Here is a 19,003-nt window from a genome sequence, read left to right as displayed (position 1 = left end):
CGGTCAGCCGGCCAGGCGGCGCCGCACGTCGGCGATCAGCGCGTCGGCGCGGGCGGTGAGCCGATCGGCGCGCTCGATCCCCGCGGTGAGCTCGGCGCCGAGCGCGTCGTCCTTCAGCGGGGCCAGGTTCGTCAGCAGGGTCACGACGGCGGCGGTCAGCCCCGCGCGAGCGCACCCGAGCGCCGTGCCGACGTCGGAGAGGGTGTTCGGGTTGCCGTCCGTGAGGACCTCCTCGACGGCGTCCAGGAGCCGTCCGGCGGCGTCTACGATCGCCTCGGGCGGGCGGACCGCCTCGGCGAGGGCCTCCTGGATGGCCCTCGACCGGTCCGCGCGCTGCCGATCGGTGCCCGTGGGCAGGCCGAAGGCCTCGGCGACCGCTCCGAAGCCCCGCTCGTCCTCGTCGGCCACCGCGAGGCAGTCCCGGATGAGCTCCCCGCAGCGCCGGGACACGTCGTCGCGGTCCGAGTAGTGGGCGGCCATGGAGACCAGGCCGGCTCCCTCGGCGACGGCGAGCGCCCCCGTGGCGCCCCCGCCGGGCGTCGGGTCCCCGGAGGCCAGGCGCTGCAGGTATCCCTCGATGCTCTCGTGGCGGATCATGCGGCCATCCAAGCACGCGGCGGGCGTGTCCGCCCAGGTCAGGGGAGGCGCTGCGGTCAGACCCGCTCCCAGGAGGCCACGGGACCCTCCTCGAGCTCGAACAGGGGGTGGAGGTCCGGGACCGCCACGTGCTCCCAGCGGGCCAGCCACTCCGGGCTGCGGTCGGCGAGCTTGGCCCTCAGGCGGGCCCACTCGTGGTCCCGCTGGCCGGTGGTCGCCGGGATCGGAGCCAGACGGAAGGGCAGGACCAGTTCGCCGGGGACCCCGTCTGCGTCGGGCGCGGTGTCCAGGGGCCGGTCGATGCGGGAGACGTCGAACCGGTACCCGCGGGCGGTCGCCTCGAGGGCGATTCCGGACAGGAACGCGCCGATCGCCGCCGCCGGGTCCCCGTGGTCCCGGAACCGCTCGAGCTGGGGGTGGTTCCGATAGCCCCGCGTACGGCGCGCGAGGGCGGCCTGGGCCAGCAGCGCCTCCCGCCACGCACCGGTCAGGCCCTGGCGGTCGAGGTGCCTCGGGTGCAGGGTCCACAGTCGCATGGCCCCATCCTGGCACCCCGGGGACCGGCTCGGCGTAGGGTCGAGGGGAGCACCGGGCCCCCACGGCCCGTCCCGACCCCAGGAGGAGCATCATGTCCCAGGAGCAGATCCGCCCCCGTCCCGCCGGCGACGACGACGCGGCCGTCGCCGGCCAGGCCCAGGTCAGGCCCCAGACGCAGGACACCGGCCTGGACGGGCTCCTGGACGAGATCGACGCGGTGCTGGAGACCAACGCCGAGGAGTTCGTCAAGGGCTTCGTCCAGAAGGGCGGCCAGTGACCGCCGAGGCCCGGCGGATCATGGGCCTGGAGACGGAGTACGGGGTCCAGCACTGGAACCCGTCCGCCCGGCCCCTGAGCGCCGAGGAGGTGGTGCGCTACCTCTTCCGTCCCGTGCTCGAGTGGGGCCGCTCGTCCAACGTGTTCGTCTCCAACGGCTCCCGCCTGTACCTGGACGTGGGCTCGCACCCGGAGTACGCCACCGCCGAGTGCTCCACGCTGGACGAGCTGATCGCCTCCGACGCCGCTGGCGACCGGATCCTGCAGGACCTGCTCGGCCGGGCCGAGGCCGCCCTGGCCGCGGACGGGATCGGCGGGTCCCTGCACCTCTACCGCAACAACGCCGACTCCTCCGGCAGCTCGTACGGCTCCCATGAGAACTACCTGCTGCGCCGCCGCACGGAGTACCGCCGCCTCACCGAGGCGCTCGTGCCGTTCCTGGTCTCCCGGCAGATCCTGGTCGGCGCCGGGCGCGTGGTGCCGGCGGGGACGTGGCCCGAGGGCACGGGGGAGGCGCACTTCGCGTTCTCCCAGCGCGCCGACTTCGTCCAGGAGGGCGTGTCCTCCTCCACCACGCGGTCCCGCCCCATCATCAACACCCGCGACGAGCCGCACGCGGACGCCTCCCTGTACCGGCGCCTGCACGTGATCGTGGGGGACACCAACCTCTCCGAGCCCACGCACCTGCTGCGCTTCGGGGCCACGGACCTGATGCTGCGCATGATCGAGGCGGGCTTCCCGCTGGGCGACCACCGCGTCACCCACCCGACGCTGGCCGTGCGGCAGGTCTCGCACGACCTCACGGGCACCGCCCGGATCGCCCTGCGCGAGGGCGAGGCCAGCGCCCTGGACCTGCAGAGCCACTACCTCGAGGCGGCGCACCGGTTCGTCGACGCCGAGGGCGCGCACCACGAGCGGGTGGCCGAGGTGCTGGACCTGTGGGGCACCGTGCTCGACGCCGTCCGGTCGCAGGACTTCGGCCCGATCGAGGACACGATCGACTGGGCGGTCAAGCTGCGCCTGCTCGAGCGGTTCCGCGAGCGCGACGGTCTCGACTGGTCGGCCCCCCGGATCGCGCAGCTGGACCTGGCCTTCCACGACATCGCCCCCGGCCAGGGGCTCTTCGCGATGCTGCGGGAGCGCGGCGCCGTGCGCCGGATCCTCGCCGACGGCGCGGTCGCGGCCGCCGTCGACGCCGCCCCGACGACCACGCGCGCGGCGGTGCGGGCGGAGTTCATCGCCCGGGCCCGCGAGCGCGGGATGGACTACGCGGTGGACTGGACCACGCTGAAGCTCACCGACCATCCCCTGCACACGATCAGCCTCAAGGACCCGTTCGACACCGCCCTCGACGCCGTGGACGCGCTCTTCGCGCGCGTGGGCTGAGGCGACGTCCAGACAGCGTCGGTAGGGTGGGCGCCATGACCTCGATCGCCTCCTCCGCGACGGCCGTGCCCCGCCGTCGCCGTCCCCTGACCGCCCTGACCCTCGGCGTGGCCGGCCTGCTGCTGGCCACCGCGTGCAGCGCCGGCGGGTCCGAGGAGGGCGCCTCGTCCTCGGCGGGCGAGGGGGCGTCGTCCTCGACCGCGCCCGAGCAGTCGTCCGCCGCGACCGAGGGCGCCGGCCAGGGCGATCCGGCGGCCCTGGAGGGGGTCTCCCTCACCGTCGCGGAGGACGGCACGCCGAGCGTGGACGTGGGCGGCGGGGTCGAGACCGATCAGACGACCACCCGCGTCCTGGACGCCGGCGAGGAGCCGACGCTGGACCACGGCTCGATCGCCCGGCTGCACTTCCTGACCGCGGATCCGACCACGGGCGACGTCCAGGCGGAGTCGTTCACGCAGGACCCGCAGACCGTCATCCTGGACGACCAGCTGAAGCAGGCGAACCCGGAGATGTACGAGCTGCTCACGGGCGTGGGCGTGGGCGGGCAGATCGCCGCCTACGTGCCGTCCCAGGAGATCCCCGCCCCGGCCGCGCCGTCGGCCTCGGAGGGCGCGTCGGCGTCGACCACCAACGTGCCGGCCCAGCTGTTCGTCTACTCGGTCGCCGAGCGGCTGCCCACCGTGGCCCAGGGCGAGGAGGTCGCCGAGCGCGACGAGCGCCTGCCGGAGGTCACCGTCCAGGACGACCGCCCCGTCATCGCGACGCCCGAGGGCGAGGCCCCCGAGGCGCTGGTCGTCCAGCCGCTCATCCAGGGTGAGGGCCGCGAGGTCACGGTCGAGGACACCGTGACCGTGCATTACACGGGCGTGACGTGGTCCGACGGGTCCACCTTCGACTCGTCGTGGGAGCGCGGCGCCCCGACGACGTTCCCGCTCTCCGGCGTGATCGCGGGCTGGTCCGAGGGCCTCGAGGGCCAGAAGGTCGGCTCCCGCGTGCTGATCTCGATCCCCTCCGAGCAGGCCTACGGCGAGCAGGGCACACCGACGGGGGACCTGAAGAACGAGGACCTGCTCTTCGTCGTCGACATCCTCGACGCCCAGGCCCCGGCTCCCCAGAACTGACCCACCCACCCCGACCCCAGGAGGAGACACCATGTCCTTCGGACAGCGCGACTACGACCGCACCAAGCCCGAGATCGACTTCCCCGGCGACACCCCGCCCGAGGAGCTCGTCGTCGAGGACCTGATCGAGGGCTCCGGCCCCGCCGTGGAACGCGGCTCCCGCGTCCAGGTCCACTACGTGGGTGTGGCCTGGTCCACCGGCGAGGAGTTCGACGCCTCGTGGAACCGCGGCACCCCGCTGCCGCTGACGGTGGGCGTCGGCCAGGTGATCGCCGGCTGGGACCAGGGCCTGCTCGGGATGAAGGTGGGCGGCCGCCGCCGCCTCGAGATCCCGCCGCACCTGGGCTACGGGGCGCAGGGCGCCGGCTCGGCGATCGGGCCGAACGAGACCCTGATCTTCGTGTGCGACCTGGTCTCGGTCGACTGACCCGGGACGCGGCATGACCGTCGCCCGGCCCCGCTCCGCGGATGAGCCCGCCGAACGGATCATCTCCCTCCTGTGGCTGCTCCTCCACGAGCCGCGCGGCTACGCCCGGGAGCAGATCCGGCGGCTCGTCGTCGGCTACGAGGGGCTGGGCGACGGCGCGTTCGAGAAGCTCTTCCAGCGTGACCGCCGCGCGCTGCGCGCCGTCGGGGTCCCGCTCACCGTGGTCGGCGGCGAGGATGCGGACGACGACGGCCCCCGCTACCGGGTGGACCGCGACTCCCTCCTGCTGAAGGACCTGGACCTCACCCTCGACGAGCGCCGCGCCCTCGTGCGCGCCCGCCGGCTCTGGGGGGACTCGCCGCTGCGGGACGAGGTGGTCCGCGCCGTGGGGGTGCTCCTGCACCCCGGCGAGCTCTCGGGCCAGGACGAGCTCGAGGGCTACCACACGGTCATGCCCCGCGCCGACCCCCGCCTCGAGGCGCTGACGGAGGCGGCCGCCGAGCAGGCCCTCGTGCGCTTCGCCTACCGGGACGCCGCCGGCGCCCTGACCGAGCGCACCGTGCGGACGTGGCTGCTCACGCTCGTGCGCGGCCGGTGGTACCTCACCGGGTGGGACGTGGACCGGGGGGCCGAGCGCTCGTTCCGGCTCTCCCGCCTCGAGTCCGACCCCGTGGTCCTCGAGCAGGCGCCCACCGCGGCCGCCCGCAGCGCCCCCCGACGTCCCGCCGATCACGACCACGCCGCGCTGCGCGCCCGCCTGGCCGGACGTGCCGAGGCCGAGACCGTCCGCGTGTGGCTGGCCCCCGGGCGAGGTCAGGGGTTCCGGGTGGCCGGCCGCCCGGTGGATCCGCGCCCGGCCGACGGACCCGCGCCGGGGGAGGGCTGGGAGCTGTGGGAGTCCGCGATGGGCCGCACCGAGGACGGGGTGGTCGCCGAGGCCGCCACGGCCGCCGGGCACGCGCTGTTCCCCGTCTCGGAGCCCGACCCCGCCCGGCGCCTGGCGGAGGCCCTCACCGCGGCCGCGGACCTGCATGCCGGGAGCGCCGACCCCGCGTGGGCCGGCGTGCGCCTCACCGCGCCGGTCCGGCGCCGCGTGCGCACCTCGAGCGAGGACCTCGTCGGCCGGCTCCTGGACATCGTGGGTCTGGCCAACCGCGCCGAGGGCATCGACCGTGCGGAGCTGCGGGAGCGGCTCGGCGTGGCCGAGGCGGACCTGGGCCGGGACCTGGAGGTGCTGCGCTACTGCGGCATGCCCGAACGCGAATTCCCCGGGTTCCAGTTCGACGTGGACGAGGCCGACGGGCGGGTGTACGTCCACCAGGCCGCGGAGCTCGCCGGCCCCGTGCGGCTGACCCTGCCGGAGGCCCACACCCTGGTGGCCACCCTGCAGACGGTGGCCGAGATGACCGTCCTGACCGACGCCGACCGCGACGCCGCCCGCTCCGCCCAGCGTCGGATCCGGGCCTGCCTGGTGGACGCCGGCCAGGACGTGGCCGACGACGCCCCCGCGGCCTCGACCGGGGAGGGCGGGCCGACCGCGGACGGGGGCGCCGTCGTCGCCCACTGGGACGTGGCCGTGGACCCGGAGACGGTGCGGGCGCTGCTGGCGGCCATCGCCGAGCGCGCAGTGCTGCGCCTGCGATACCACGGGGTGCGCACGGACCAGGTGACCGAGCGGGACGTGGAGCCGCTCGCCGTGGTGCAGGAGCGCACCCGCCTGTACCTGCAGGCCTGGTGCCGCCGCGCCGAGGGGCTGCGCGTCTTCCGCGTGGACCGGGTGGGCGCGGTCCGTCGCACGGGGGAGACGTTCCGGACCCGGGCCCGTCCGGGCCGCTGGCGACTGCATCCCGAGGGGGAGGGGGTCTCCGCGCTGGTGCGCTGGGACCACGCCGTCCGCGACGCCGCCGAGGCCTACCGCCCCACGGCGGCCGCCACGCTCGACGACGGCACTGCCCTGACCCGGCTGACGCTGCTGGACGAGGAGGCCGCCGTCGCCCTGGCCGCCCGTCACGGCGGACGCGTCGAGGTGCTCGAGCCCGCGGACCTCCGCGACGCCGTCGCCGCGCGCCTGGGCCGGGCCGCCCGTCTGGCCCGCGGCGCGGTAGCCTAGACCGCAGGACCCCCATCGAAAGGACCACCCATGTTCGCTGGACTGAACGGATGGCAGCTCGTCATCATCATCGTGCTCGTGGTGCTGCTCTTCGCGGCGCCGAAGCTGCCCTCCATGGCCCGCAACCTCGGCCAGTCCATGCGCATCTTCTCCTCGGAGGTGAAGCAGATGCGCACCGAGGACAAGGAGCGCACGGCCGACGTCGACACCTCGGGCGCCGGCTCCCGCCCCGCTGAGCCGGTCGAGCCGGTGGAGGGCCGCGTCGTCGAGCGCGACGACCGCGACGTCCGCTGACGCCCGGGAGACCGACCCCATGACCACCGTGGAGGAGACGGCGCGCCGGCGGCGGCGCGGCAGCCGGCGCGCGAAGAACCCGAACGGGGAGATGCCGCTGCGCGAGCACCTCTCGGAGCTGCGCAACCGGATCGTCAAGTCGCTGCTCGCCATCGCCCTCGGCGCGGTCGGGGGGTTCTTCCTGTACCAGCCGCTCATGGCGGCCCTGACCGAGCCGGTCCGTGCGGCGGCCGACGCCGGCGCCCTCGCGGCGGTCTCCTTCACCACCATCGCGTCGCCCTTCGACATGATGCTCAAGGTGGCGCTGTTCATCGGGGTCGTCGTCTCCAGCCCGATCTGGCTCTACCAGGCCTGGGCCTTCGTGGCGCCCGGCCTGAAGCGCACGGAGAAGAAGTACGCCGTGATGTTCCTGGCCGCCGCGGTGCCCCTGTTCCTGCTGGGCGTGGCCCTGGGCTGGCTCGTGATGCCCCAGGCGGTGCTGTTCTTCATCGGCTTCACCCCGGAGGGCTTCGCGAACTTCCCCGACGCGCAGACCTACATCGACTTCCTGCTGCGCCTGTTCCTCGCGTTCGGCGTCTCGATGCTGCTGCCGGTGGTCCTGGTGGGACTGAACATGCTGGGCCTGCTGCCGGCCGCCACGATCATGAAGCACTGGCGCATCACCGTGTTCGTCATCGCCCTGATCGCCGCGCTGGCCGCCCCCGGCGGCGACGCGATCACCATGTTCTATCTCGCGGCGCCCCTGTTCCTGCTCTTCGCCGTCGCCATCCTGCTGTGCTGGCTCAACGACCGGCGGCGTGCCCGGAAGGCCGCCAAACACGAGGTCGACCTCGAGGCGGAGATCGCCGCCGGCCCCCGGCCCCTGCACGAGATCTGACGCCCGGCGGCCACCGCCGTCGTCGCGTCCGCGCCCCGCTCCGTTCGCCCGGAGCGGGGCGCGGTGCGTCCGGGCCCTGTGCTGTCCGCCGCGCCCGTACGCTGGGCTCATGTCCCCCCACCCCTCGACCGACACCCTCGCCGGCCCGCCCGAGGAGCCGCGCCTGAGCCCCGCCGAGCGCTACGCCCAGGCCCGCCGCGAGCGCCACCACGCCGGGTCCGAGCTGGCCGCGTTCGCCGCGCGGCTGGACTTCCCGCTGGACGAGTTCCAGCGCGAGGCCTGTCGGGAGGTCGAGGACGGCCACGGCGTGCTCGTGGCCGCGCCCACGGGCGCGGGCAAGACCGTGGTGGGGGAGTTCGCCGTCCACCTCGCGCTGGCCCGAGGGCGCAAGGCGTTCTACACCACGCCCATCAAGGCGCTCTCGAACCAGAAGTTCCTGGACCTGGGGCGCGTGCACGGGGCGGAGAACGTCGGCCTGCTGACGGGTGACACGTCCGTGAACGCGGACGCGCCCGTGGTGGTGATGACCACCGAGGTCCTGCGGAACATGCTCTACGCGGACTCCGAGGCCCTCACGGACCTGGGCTACGTGGTGATGGACGAGGTGCACTACCTCGCCGACCGGTTCCGCGGCCCGGTGTGGGAGGAGGTCATCATCCACCTGCCCGAGCACGTGCAGCTGATCTCCCTGTCCGCCACGGTGTCCAACGCGGAGGAGTTCGGCTCCTGGCTGGACACCGTGCGCGGGGCCACCACCGTGGTGGTCTCCGAGCATCGCCCCGTGCCGCTGTGGCAGCACGTCATGGCCGGCGGGCGCCTGTACGACCTGTTCGCCGAGGACGTCGCCTTCGAGGACACCGCCGACGCCGACGGCACGCCGCTGCTCAACCCGGAGCTGGAGCGCCTCGCGCGCGACGCCGAGCGCGGCGGACAGCGCCCCGACTGGGGGCGGCCCGGCCGGGGCCGCCGGGACGAGGGCGGACGCAGCGGCGCGAAGGGCCGCGGGGGGCGTTCCGCGGGCCGGGACCGTGGCCGCGGCGGCGCCCGTGGCCGTGGAGGCCGGGACGCCCGTCCCGACGCCGGGCGCGCCTCCGGCTGGGACCGGGACCGCGGCACCGGCGCCTCCCTGGCAGCCGCCGGCGGCGGCCGGGACCACCGGGACGGCCGCGGACCCGGCCTGCTGACCTCCCGCCCGGAGATGATCCGGGTCCTGGACCGCGAGGGGCTCCTGCCCGGCATCACGTTCATCTTCTCCCGGGCCGGCTGCGACGGTGCGGTGGAGCAGTGCCTGCGGGCCGGCCTGGACCTCACCACCGCCCAGGAGAAGAGGACCATCGCGGCGCGCGTGGACGAGGCGGCTCAGCTCCTGCCGGCCGAGGACCTGGACGTGCTCGGGTTCTGGGCGTGGCGGGACGGACTCTCCCGGGGCTTCGCCGCGCACCACGCCGGCATGCTGCCGCCGTTCAAGGAGGCGGTGGAGGACCTGTTCGCCGCCGGTGTGCTCAAGGCCGTGTTCGCCACCGAGACCCTGGCCCTGGGTGTGAACATGCCGGCCCGCTCCGTGGTGCTGGAGAAGCTGGTCAAGTTCAACGGCGAGTCCCACGTGGACGTCACCCCGGGGGAGTACACCCAGCTGACGGGCCGTGCGGGCCGCCGCGGGATCGACGTCGAGGGCCACGCCGTGGTCATGTGGCGCCCCGGCCTGGACCCCGCGGCGGTGGCCGGTCTCGCCTCGCGCCGCACGTATCCGCTGAAGTCGTCCTTCCGGCCCACCTACAACATGTCCGTGAACCTGCTGGCGCAGGTGGGAGCCGAGCGTGCCCGCGGGATCCTGGAGTCCTCCTTCGCCCAGTTCCAGGCGGACCGCTCGGTCGTGGGCCTGGCCCGAGAGGTGCGCGCCAAGCAGGGCACCCTGGAGAAGTACGAGGCGGCCATGGCGTGCGACCGCGGCGACTTCGCCGAGTACCTCGCCCTGCGCAAGGAGGTGGCCTCCGCGGAGAAGTCCGGCTCGCAGGGTCGTCGGCGCGCGCACATCGCCGCTGTGAAGGAGTCCCTCGCGGACCTCGCCGTGGGGGACGTCATCGAGCTCGACGCCGGCCGCCGCCTCGGGCGGGCCGTCGTCGTGATGCCGGCCGGCAACCCGCAGAACCCGCGCGTCGGGGTGGTGACGGACTCCGCGCAGCTGCGCCGCATCACCCTCGACGACCTCGCCGCCCCCGTGGAGCCGGTGGCCGGCGCCGACCTGGGCCAGACCGTCCAGGTGAAGACCCCGTCCCAGCGCAAGGACGTGGCCGCACGCATGCGCGAGGCCGTGCGCACCCACCGTCCGCCCACCGGCGGCACCCGGCGGGGGACCGGCTTCCGGCTGCGGGAGGAGGAGGACTCCCCGCGCCTGGAGGAGCTGCGCCGTCGACTGCAGGCCCATCCGTGCCACGCGTGCCCGGACCGGGAGGACCACGCCCGGTGGGGCGAGCGCTGGTGGGGCATGCGCCGGGAGGTGGGGCTCCTGCGCGAGCGGATCGCCGGACGGACCAACACCATCGCCCGCACGTTCGACCGCGTGGTGGACCTGCTGAACCGGTACGGGTACGTGGGGCCGGATCCGGACGTGCCCGCCGAGGCGCTCTCGGATCGGGGGCAGACGCTGCGCCGCGTGTACGGGGAACGGGACCTGTTGACCTCGCTGGTGCTGCACGACCCGGCCACCGCGCACCTGGGCCCCGAGGACTGGGCGTGTGTGGCCGCGCTGCTCGTGTACCAGGGCAAGGGCGAGTCCCGGGGCCTGCCGGTGGCCATGCCCAACGCCCGACTCCAGCGGGTGGCCGAAGCCGTCGAGGAGCTCGAGGAGCGGCTGCGCGCGGACGAGGCCGCCGCCCGGATCGAGCCCACCCCGCCCACCGACCTCGGGCTCGTGGGACCCGTGCACCGCTGGGTGCGCGGGGGGACCCTGCGGGAGACCCTGCAGGGCGCCGACCTGGCCGCCGGGGACTTCGTGCGCTGGGCCCGTCAGGTGATCGACGTGCTCGACCAGATCGCCCAGGTGCCCGGGGACGCCCACCGCTCCCGGAACTGCCGCCGCGCGGCCGGGCTGGTGGCCCGCGGCGTGGTGGCCACCTCGCTGCCCGCGGCGGCGGCCGAACCCGAGGCGTGACACCGGCGGGGACTAGGGTGGAGCGGTGACCATGACCCTCCTGCACAGCGCCGTCGTCCACTCCGTCACCGACCCCTACGCCACCGCCCTGCTCGTGGCGGACGGGGTCGTGGCCTGGCTCGGGGAGGACGCCTCGGCCCAGACCGTGGTCGACGCCGCCGCCCCGCGCATCGACCTCGCGGGGGCCGTGGTGGCCCCCGCCTTCGTGGAGCCGTGCGCCCGCCCCGCCGAGGCGCGCGCCGCCGTCGGGCGGGGCACGGCCGTGGTGACCGTCCTGGCCGAGCCGGGCCGGTCCACCGCGCAGACCCGGGCGGACGGCCCCGCCGCCGTGCAGGCCGTGGTCTACCGCGCCGCTGAGACCGTGGACCCGGAGGCGGCCGGCGTGTGGCTCGCCGCGGGGGAGACCGAGCGCCCGGCCCTCGCGGCCCTCGTGGTCGCCTCCACGCGCGTGGGGGAGCAGGTGTACCTCGTGCCCCCGGCCGGCGCGGACGAGACCGCCCGTGCCGAGGCCCAGCGGGACGCCCTGGCGGCCCTGCGCGCGGCCGCCGAGGAGCTGGACGTCGCCGCCCTGGGCCGCGTCCGCCACCGCCTCGTGCTCACCGACCCGGTCACCGCGGAGGACCGTGCGTTCCTGGCCGCCGCCGCCGTCTCCGTGACGGTGCTCCCGGACGAGGACGGCATCCTCCGTGCGCCGCTCGGCACCCTCCTGGCGGACGCCGTCCCCGTGTGCCTGAGCACCCGCGGCGGCGCGAGCCCGTGGGCGGCCGTCCGCGCCGCGCTGTCCCACTCGGACGCCGGGGAGCGGATCTCCGCCCGCTCGGCGTTCACCGCGGCCACCCGCACCCCGCTGCGCGCCCTCCCCGACGTGCCCGCCGCCGTCGTCCGGGCCGCCCCGCGCCTCGCCGTGTCCAGCCCCGCCACGTTCGCCGTGTGGCGCGCCGACGCGGTCGCGGTGCAGTCCCCGGACGGCCGTGTGGCGGCCTGGAGCACCGACACCCGCGCCGGCACGCCGCTGCTGCCCGCCCTCGACTGCCAGACGCCGCTGCCCACGTGGGCCGGCACATGGGTGGACGGGACGGCGCTCTCAGACTGAGCGCGGCGCTCCGCCGGAGTTCCTATACTCGAACGGATTCCTGGGCCCCGCGTCGTGCTGTGGGCCTCCCCGACCTCGGAAGGCGAGACCACCGCATGCACGTGCTCACCATCATCCCCACCTACAACGAGATCGAGTCACTGCCGATCACCCTCGGCCGGCTCCGCGACGCGGTGCCAGACTCGGACGTGCTCGTGGTGGACGACGCCTCCCCGGACGGCACCGGTGCCTGGGCGGATGAGCGCGCGGCACAGGATGCGAACGTGCACGTGCTGCACCGCTCCGAGAAGAACGGCCTGGGCGGGGCCTACATCGCCGGCTTCCGCTGGGGGCTGGAGCGGGGCTACGACGTCCTCGTGGAGATGGACGCGGACGGCTCCCACCAGCCGGAGCAGCTGCCGCGCCTGCTGGAGGCCGTGCGCACCGCGGACCTGGTGATCGGCTCGCGTCGCGTGCCCGGCGGCAAGATGGTCAACTGGCCCGCCTCCCGCAAGCTCATCTCCGCTGCCGGCTCGCTGTACCCGCGGATCATGCTCGGCCTGCGGCTGACGGACATCACCGCCGGCTACCGCGCCTACCGGGCGGACACCCTGCGGAAGATCGACCTGGACGCCGTGCAGTCCAAGGGCTACGGCTTCCAGGTGGACATGACCTTCCGGGTGGCCCGGCTCGGCCTGCGCATCGTGGAGGTGCCCATCACGTTCGTGGAGCGTGAGCTGGGGGAGTCCAAGATGAGCGGCGGCATCATCGGCGAGGCCGTGGTCAACGTGACCAAGTGGGGCGCACAGGCGCGCTGGGAGGCCCTCACCGGCCGCTCCGGCCGCCGCTGACCGCCCCGGACGGCGCCCCAGACGACGACGGGGCCCGACCTGGCAGGTCGGGCCCCGGCGTCGCGCGGGGCTGGCGGGAACCCCCGTCGGTCACCCGGAGGTGGTCAGTCGTCCTCACCGCGCGAGGCGCGCAGCTTCGTGAGCTGGACCTGGAACGTCTCCTCGAGGTCCTCCATGGAGCGGCGCTCGAGCAGCATGTCCCAGTGGGTGCGGACCGGCTTGCCCTCGCTCTGCTCCGGCTTCTCGCCGTCCACGCGGAGGGCCTCCTTGCCGGTCTTCGAGGTCCACGTCGCCGGGACGTCCGCCTCGACGGCGAAGGTCACGAACACCTGCTCGCCGTCCTCTGTGCGGTACTCGACCCGCTGGCGGGGCGCCGGCTCGACGCCGGCCTCGGACTCCAGGGACTGCGCCCCCAGGCGCATGCCGCGCAGGCTGCGATCGCTCATCTGACCTCCTCCTCGGGCCGCGGCGCCGGGGCCCCGTGCGGGGCGCCCCCGGGCCGCCGCGGCGGCTCACTTCTTCCTCGGTGCAACCACCGATCCTCTCATGCCATTCCCGGGCCGCGGCGGCGCTCGGGGTCGACGGCGGGGAGGGGGTCCTCGAGGCCGGCCGGCGTGGCCAGGGCCTCGTCCAGCGTGGTGTCCTGCAGCGCCTCCGGCACCGCGGTGCCCGCCGTCAAGGCCTCGGGCACGCCCGCAGCGCGCAGCGCCTCAGCGGTGGTCGGTCGGCCCTCGCGCGGGCCGCGGGGCCGGTCCTGGCCCCGGGTGGAGGAGCCCCGCCCGGTGCGGCGGGCCGGGCGCGCGTCGCTGTCATCGGACGCCGGAGAGGAGGAGGAGCCGGCGTCCCTGCCGGGGCCGAACGCGTCCCCCAGCCCCTCAAGGGCGCGGGTGAGCTCGGCCGGGACCACGAACATGGTGTTCGAGGTGCCCTCGGCGATCCGGGGCAGCTGCTGCAGGTACTGGTAAGCGAGGACCTCGGAGTCCGCCTCGCCCTCGTGGATCGCGTCGAACACCACCTGGATGGCCTCGGCCTCGGCGTTGGCGCGGAGCACCCTCGCCTGGGCGTCGCCCTCGGCCGCCAGGATCTGCGCCTGGCGCTCGCCCTCGGCGGTGAGGATCGCGGCCTGCTTGGTGCCCTCGGCGGTGAGGATCGCGGCACGGCGGTCGCGCTCGGCCCGCATCTGCTTCTCCATGGAGTCCTGGATGGACAGGGGCGGGTCGATCGCCTTGAGCTCCACCCGGGAGACGCGCAGGCCCCAGCGGGTGGTGGCGTCGTCGAGGACGCCGCGCAGCTGGGAGTTGATCGAGTCGCGCGAGGTCAGCGCCTCCTCGAGGTTCATGCCGCCCACCACGTTGCGCAGCGTGGTGGTGGTCAGCTGCTCGACGGCCTGGATGTAGTTGGCGATCTCGTAGGTGGCGGCCTTGGCGTCCGTGACCTGGAAGTAGACCACGGTGTCGATCGAGACCACGAGGTTGTCCTCGGTGATCACCGGCTGCGGCGGGAAGGAGACCACCTGCTCGCGCATGTCCACCTGCGGGAGCATGCGGTCGATGAACGGGATGATCAGGGTCAGGCCGGCGCCGGCCGTGCGCTGGTACTTGCCCAGGCGTTCGATGTTCGCGGTGCGGGCCTGGGGGATGATCTTGACGGACGACGCCAGCACGATGACGACCAGGACGGCCAGCACCGCCAGCAGGATGAGTGTCTCCATGGGGTTCCCTTCGATGGGGTGGTCGGGGGCTGTTCGGAAACGGGTCAGGCGCGAGGTCCGTCCCAGTCGATGACGGGGACGGCGCGGACCACCAGGTGCGCGCCTGCCACGTCGAGGACGGTGACCTCCTGGCCGGGGGCGGCGGGGCGGGCGCCGGGCTCGATCCGGGCGGACCAGGTCTCGCCGTCCACGGTGAGGACGCCCTGCTCCTCGGTCACGGGCGAGTCGGCGGTGAGGCGGCGGCCGACCAGGCCGTCGAGGTACGAGGCGGAGGCACCGGTGTCCGTGCGGAGGTGACGCAGGGCCACGGGGCGCACGGCGGCCAGCATGAGCAGGCTCGTGGCGGCGAACACCGCCACCTGGACGCCGAGGCCCGCGCCCGCCAGCGCGGCCGCCCCGGCCGCAGCGGCACCGGCGGCGAGCATGACGAGCACGAGGTCCAGCGTCAGCAGTTCGACGCCGGCCAGCACGACGGCGACCACGAACCACAGCCATCCCGCGTTCGCCTCGAGCCACTCCACGTGATCACCCTTCCGTCCGTTGCGCCGATGCGGGCCCCGCACCCGCGGTCATGTCCTCAAGCCCGGTCCCTGTGCGCCGCCCGTGGGCGGGCCTGGTCGGATCCGTGACCACCATCCTGCCCCACAGCGGCCCCCGGCGCACCCGCCGGAGTGCGGCCGGTGGACCGTCCAGCCGGTGGGCGGCGGGACCGGGGGCGCGGCGCTAGTGTGTCGGGCATGACTTCGTCGACTGAGACCGACTCCCCGCTCCTGCAGCCGATCACGGTGCGCGGGACGACCCTGCCGAACCGCGTCGTCATGGCGTCGATGCACCTGGGACTGGAGGATCGCGCGGCGGATCTGCCCGCCCTCGCCGCCTTCTATGCCGAGCGCGCGGCGGGCGGGGTCGGGCTCATCGTCACCGGCGGCCTGGGCGTCACGCCGGAGGGTGCCGTGACTCCGGGAGCGGGCTTGCTCGCCACAGAGGAGGACGCCCGCGCGCACCGGACGGTCACGGACGCCGTCCACGCGGCCGGCGGGCGGATCCTCGCCCAGCTGCTGCACACGGGCCGGTACGCGCGCGGTGAGGACCTGGTCTCCGCCTCCGCGACGCGGGCCCCGATCTCCCGGTACACCGCTCATGCGCTGACGGTGGGGGAGATTGCGGGCCTCGTGGCCGCCTACGCCCGCTCCGCTGCACTGGCCCGGGCGGCCGGCTACGACGGCGTCGAGGTGATGGCCTCCGAGGGATACCTGCTCAACCAGTTCCTGGCCCCGGCCACGAACCGCCGCTCGGACGCCTACGGCGGGGACGCCGCGGGCCGGCGCCGGTTCCCCGCGGAGGTGGTGGCGGCCGTGCGCGCCGCGCTGGGGGAGGACGGGCTGCTGTCCGTCCGCACCTCCGTGACGGACCTCGTGGCCGACGGCCAGGACGGCCACGAGGTCCTGGATGCGGCCGCCGCGTTCGAGGCCGCGGGGGCCGACCTGCTGATGACGGGCGTGGGCTGGCACGAGTCGCGGGTGCCCACGGTGCTCACCTCCGTCCCGCGGGCCGCCTTCCTGGAGGCCACGGCGCGGGTGCGCGCCGCCGTCGGGATCCCCGTGATCGCGGCCAACCGGCTGACCACCCCGGCCGACGCCGAGGCTGCCCTGTCCAGCGGCGCGGCCGACCTCGTGGGCCTCGCCCGCCCCCTGCTGGCCGACCCGGAATGGGTGCGCAGCATCGGGCGGCCCGGAGCAGAGCACCTCACCCCGTGCATCGCCTGCAACCAGGCGTGTCTGGACCACGCCATGGTCGGGCGGCCGGTGAGCTGCCTGATGAACCCGCGCGCCGGCCGGGAGACCGACCCGCGCTATGCCGCGCCCGTCCCCGTGCCGATCGGGCGTCGGCGGCGCATCGCCGTCGTCGGAGCGGGACCGGCGGGGCTGACGGCCGCCCACCGAGCCGCCGGCTTCGGCCACGACGTCGTGCTCTACGAGGCCGAGGACGAGGTCGGCGGGCAGTTCCGTCTGGCCCGCCGGATCCCCGGCAAGGAGGAGTTCGCGCCGGCCCTGGAGCATCTGCGTGCCCGTGCTGTCGCCGCCGGGGTGGACCTGCGCAGCGGGACGGCGGTCACTGCCGCCATGCTCCTGACGGACGGCGGCGCTCCCGCGTTCGACGAAGTCCTCGTGAGCACCGGGGTCCGGCCGCGCGCCCTCGACCTGCCGGGGGCGGGGGAGCCGGGCGTCCCGGCCGTGCACGCCTACGACGACGTCGTCGCCGGGCGCGTCTCGTGCGGGCCCCGCGTGGCGGTGGTCGGCGCCGGGGGCGTGGGGGTGGACGTCGCGCAGCTGCTCGCCGCCCCCGAGGAGGAGCGGCCGGGGGAGCCGGAGACCGTTGAGGCATGGCGCGCCCGCTGGGGCGTCACGGACGACCCGTCCGTGCGCGGCGGCCTGACGGACGGCGCACCACGCGTCCCGGCCCGCGACGTGGTGCTGCTGCAGCGCTCGCCCGAGCCGATCGGGGCCCGGCTGCGCCCCACGTCCGGGTGGGTGCACCGCGCGGAGCTGGCCGCTCTGGGGGTGGAACGGGTGAGCGGCGTGACGTACGACCGGCTCTCCGCCGACGGGCTGCACATCACCGTGCCGGGTGACGGCCCTGACGATCGGGTGTCCCGGGTGCTGGAGGTGACGGACGTGGTGGTGTGCGCGGGCCAGGAGCCGGTGGCCGGGCTCGCCGGGGATCTCCTGGCGGCCGGCTATCCGGCCGAGGCGGTGCGCACGGTGGGGGGCGCGGAGGACGCGCGGGAGCTGGACGCCTACCGGGCCATGGACGCGGCCGTGCGCGCCGTCTCCGGCTGACCGGCGGCCCGTCCGGGCCGCCGCCCGGCCGGGACGTCAGCGACCTGGCCGCGGCCCGCCTGGTCCGGCGGCGCGCTCGCGCACCCCGGCCACCACGGCGTCGAGCCAGGTACCCACCGAGGCGCGGGCGGCCTCGGTGTCCGGGTAGCGGCATCGCAGGTGCAGACCGGCGCCGTCCGAGACGAACCACACCATCACGCTGTCCGTCCGGATCCGCGCGCTGACCAGCTCGGCCTGCACCTGCCGCGAGTCCACCGCCACCGGCAGCCGCCGCAGGTCCCGCCAGGAGGGGGCGAACATGCCGGGCACGGCGCCGGCGTCAGCGTAGCGGGACAGCACCGGGTCGAGGCGGGGTCGGCCCAGCCCCGCGGATCGAGTCGCGTGTGCACGGGGAACAGGGCGCGCAGCGGCGACCCGGCCAGGCGTCGGGTCACCTCAGCGAGCACCGAGATGACGAGGGCGAGGGCCGACACCTCCTGGGCGGCCGCCGCGTCGGTCAGGGCCTCGTTGCCGACCACGTCCAGCACGTCCAGGACCTCGACGCGCTCCGGCGCGGGGGAGTCCGCCCCGAGCGGGAGGGGGAACACGGGGAAGTGGCCCTCGCACTCGTCGAGCAGGCCGTGCGCAGCGTGCCGTGCCGTTCCACCACCGCGTGCCACGCGCCGGACAGGACCTCGCGCGGGACGGGCGTGGGCAACCGGAAGGCCAGGGCCATCCAGGAGCCCGGTCGAGGGCCCTCGCCGATGTGCCGGGCCTGCTCCGTGGACAGGGGAAGCGCCGCACCCGGAGGGCCGACCTCGAGCCGATAGGTCCACAGGGGACCGAACGGCAGACGCAGGTGGACCACGTGGGTCAAGCGCACGGCGCTCGTCTAGAGCGCCAACGAGAGCACCGAGGAGGCCCGGCATGGCACGGTTCGAGACGTCCGGGGCGGTCCTGGACCATTCGACGGTCGGCGCGCGCGGGCCGACGGCGGTGCGCCTGCACGGGCTGACCTCCTCCCGTCGACGCGACGCCGTGCTGGGGGTGGACGTCACCCGGGAGCTGGGGGACCGTCGGGTGCTGGCGTACGACGCCCGCGGGCACGGCCGATCCACGGGCCGGCCCGTGCCCGACGGCTACCGGTGGAGCGCCCTGGCGAGCGACCTCGCCGACCTGCTCGACGACGTCGCGCCTGGCGAGGCCGTGGTCGGCGCGGGCGTGTCCATGGGGTCCGGGACGCTGATGCACCTGGCGGTCCGTGAGCCGGAGCGGTTCCGCGCCCTCGTGCTGACGCTGCCGCCGACCGCCTGGGCCACGCGCGCTGCGAAGGCCGGGACCTACGAGGCGGCGGCTCGGGTCGTGGAGACACACGGATGGCACAGGTTTCTCGGGGCGGCGCAGGCCGCGCATGTGCGCGCGCCGGCAGCCCTCGGCCCCGACCACACGACACCCGAGGTCACCGAACGGCTGCTGCCGTCCGTGTATCGCGGGGCGGCCCTGAGTGACCTGCCGGCGCCGGTCGACATCGCAGCCCTGCAGATGCCGGTGCTCATCCAGGCGTGGGTGGACGACGTCACGCATCCGCTGAGCACGGCCGAGCAGGTGCACTCGCTGATCCGGGGCAGCGAGCTGACGGTGGCGCGCACCCCGGACGACACGCGGGACTGGCCGCGCCGCACGGCCCTGTGGCTGGACGACGTCGTCGGGTGACGAGCCGACCTGCCGACCGCGGGGGTCGCGGCAGGTCGCGACCGTGCCGCGCGCCGGCGTG

The 19,003-nt window shown here is 75.2% G+C and carries 18 protein-coding genes; 12 read left to right on the top strand and 6 right to left on the bottom strand.

What is annotated here, in order from left to right; all coding sequences use genetic code 11:
- Nucleotides 1-3: 3 nt before the first annotated feature.
- On the bottom strand, nt 4-597 hold the full coding sequence (locus MA879_RS02825) for a cyclodeaminase/cyclohydrolase family protein (RefSeq protein WP_248123300.1): 594 nt from the start codon (nt 595-597) through the stop codon (nt 4-6).
- Nucleotides 598-653: 56 nt separating this feature from the next.
- A complete protein-coding gene (locus tag MA879_RS02820) occupies nt 654-1,133 on the bottom strand; it encodes a pyrimidine dimer DNA glycosylase/endonuclease V (RefSeq protein WP_248123298.1) in 480 nt (159 codons plus the stop codon).
- Between the two features lie 92 nt (nt 1,134-1,225).
- On the opposite strand from MA879_RS02820, the gene MA879_RS02815 reads away from it, so the two are divergent.
- The 10 genes from MA879_RS02815 (at nt 1,226) to MA879_RS02770 (ending at nt 12,699) form a co-directional block, all read left to right on the top strand.
- Nucleotides 1,226-1,411 carry a ubiquitin-like protein Pup gene (locus MA879_RS02815; RefSeq protein WP_248123295.1) on the top strand — a complete coding sequence of 62 codons (186 nt, stop codon included), beginning with the start codon at nt 1,226-1,228 and terminating at the stop codon, nt 1,409-1,411.
- A gap of 20 nt (nt 1,412-1,431) precedes the next feature.
- A complete protein-coding gene (gene pafA / locus MA879_RS02810; protein WP_248123476.1) occupies nt 1,432-2,796 on the top strand; it encodes a Pup--protein ligase in 1,365 nt (454 codons plus the stop codon).
- A 35-nt stretch (nt 2,797-2,831) separates the two neighbouring features.
- Nucleotides 2,832-3,917: an FKBP-type peptidyl-prolyl cis-trans isomerase gene (locus MA879_RS02805; protein ID WP_248123288.1), complete on the top strand. Its 1,086-nt coding sequence runs from the start codon at nt 2,832-2,834 to the stop codon at nt 3,915-3,917.
- A 31-nt stretch (nt 3,918-3,948) separates the two neighbouring features.
- Nucleotides 3,949-4,344: an FKBP-type peptidyl-prolyl cis-trans isomerase gene (locus MA879_RS02800; protein WP_135027441.1), complete on the top strand. Its 396-nt coding sequence runs from the start codon at nt 3,949-3,951 to the stop codon at nt 4,342-4,344.
- A 13-nt stretch (nt 4,345-4,357) separates the two neighbouring features.
- On the top strand, nt 4,358-6,454 hold the full coding sequence (locus MA879_RS02795) for a helix-turn-helix transcriptional regulator (protein WP_248123286.1): 2,097 nt from the start codon (nt 4,358-4,360) through the stop codon (nt 6,452-6,454).
- Between the two features lie 30 nt (nt 6,455-6,484).
- Complete coding sequence (tatA, locus tag MA879_RS02790; RefSeq protein WP_248123284.1) at nt 6,485-6,748, top strand: Sec-independent protein translocase subunit TatA; 264 nt, start codon at nt 6,485-6,487, stop codon at nt 6,746-6,748.
- A 19-nt stretch (nt 6,749-6,767) separates the two neighbouring features.
- Entirely contained in the window at nt 6,768-7,625 is an 858-nt protein-coding gene (gene tatC, locus MA879_RS02785; protein WP_248123282.1) for a twin-arginine translocase subunit TatC, read from the top strand.
- A gap of 109 nt (nt 7,626-7,734) precedes the next feature.
- Nucleotides 7,735-10,776, top strand: a complete 3,042-nt coding sequence (locus MA879_RS02780; RefSeq protein WP_248123280.1) for a DEAD/DEAH box helicase — start codon at nt 7,735-7,737, stop codon at nt 10,774-10,776.
- Nucleotides 10,777-10,807: 31 nt separating this feature from the next.
- Nucleotides 10,808-11,869 (top strand): hypothetical protein, encoded by a 1,062-nt coding sequence (locus MA879_RS02775; RefSeq protein WP_248123278.1) that lies wholly within the window; start codon nt 10,808-10,810, stop codon nt 11,867-11,869.
- A gap of 95 nt (nt 11,870-11,964) precedes the next feature.
- Nucleotides 11,965-12,699, top strand: a complete 735-nt coding sequence (locus tag MA879_RS02770) for a polyprenol monophosphomannose synthase (RefSeq protein ID WP_248123276.1) — start codon at nt 11,965-11,967, stop codon at nt 12,697-12,699.
- Between the two features lie 104 nt (nt 12,700-12,803).
- On the opposite strand, the gene MA879_RS02765 is transcribed toward MA879_RS02770, so the two are convergent.
- From MA879_RS02765 to MA879_RS02755, 3 genes are all read right to left on the bottom strand, one after another.
- Nucleotides 12,804-13,145 (bottom strand): RNA polymerase-binding protein RbpA, encoded by a 342-nt coding sequence (locus MA879_RS02765; RefSeq protein WP_248123274.1) that lies wholly within the window; start codon nt 13,143-13,145, stop codon nt 12,804-12,806.
- 98 nt (nt 13,146-13,243) lie between these two features.
- A complete protein-coding gene (locus MA879_RS02760) occupies nt 13,244-14,410 on the bottom strand; it encodes an SPFH domain-containing protein (RefSeq protein WP_248123272.1) in 1,167 nt (388 codons plus the stop codon).
- A gap of 44 nt (nt 14,411-14,454) precedes the next feature.
- The gene (locus MA879_RS02755; protein ID WP_248123270.1) at nt 14,455-14,931 is read right to left on the bottom strand and encodes an NfeD family protein; all 477 of its coding nucleotides are present in this window, start codon (nt 14,929-14,931) and stop codon (nt 14,455-14,457) included.
- Between the two features lie 216 nt (nt 14,932-15,147).
- On the opposite strand from MA879_RS02755, the gene MA879_RS02750 reads away from it, so the two are divergent.
- Nucleotides 15,148-17,250, top strand: coding sequence for an oxidoreductase (locus tag MA879_RS02750; RefSeq protein ID WP_248123268.1), 2,103 nt, complete (start codon nt 15,148-15,150; stop codon nt 17,248-17,250).
- Between the two features lie 36 nt (nt 17,251-17,286).
- Here the strand turns inward: MA879_RS02750 and MA879_RS02745 are convergent, their stop codons facing one another.
- Nucleotides 17,287-17,589, bottom strand: a complete 303-nt coding sequence (locus MA879_RS02745) for a hypothetical protein (RefSeq protein ID WP_248123266.1) — start codon at nt 17,587-17,589, stop codon at nt 17,287-17,289.
- A gap of 567 nt (nt 17,590-18,156) precedes the next feature.
- Between MA879_RS02745 and MA879_RS02740 the strand changes: the two genes are divergently transcribed.
- Entirely contained in the window at nt 18,157-18,942 is a 786-nt protein-coding gene (locus MA879_RS02740) for an alpha/beta fold hydrolase (RefSeq protein WP_248123257.1), read from the top strand.
- The last annotated feature ends 61 nt before the right edge of the window (nt 18,943-19,003 follow it).

It is taken from the genome of Micrococcus lacusdianchii (assembly GCF_023155805.1).
GTDB lineage: Bacteria > Actinomycetota > Actinomycetes > Actinomycetales > Micrococcaceae > Micrococcus > Micrococcus lacusdianchii.
The sequence above is the reverse complement of the archived record's forward strand: the minus strand, read 5'-3'. Positions and strand labels throughout refer to the sequence as shown.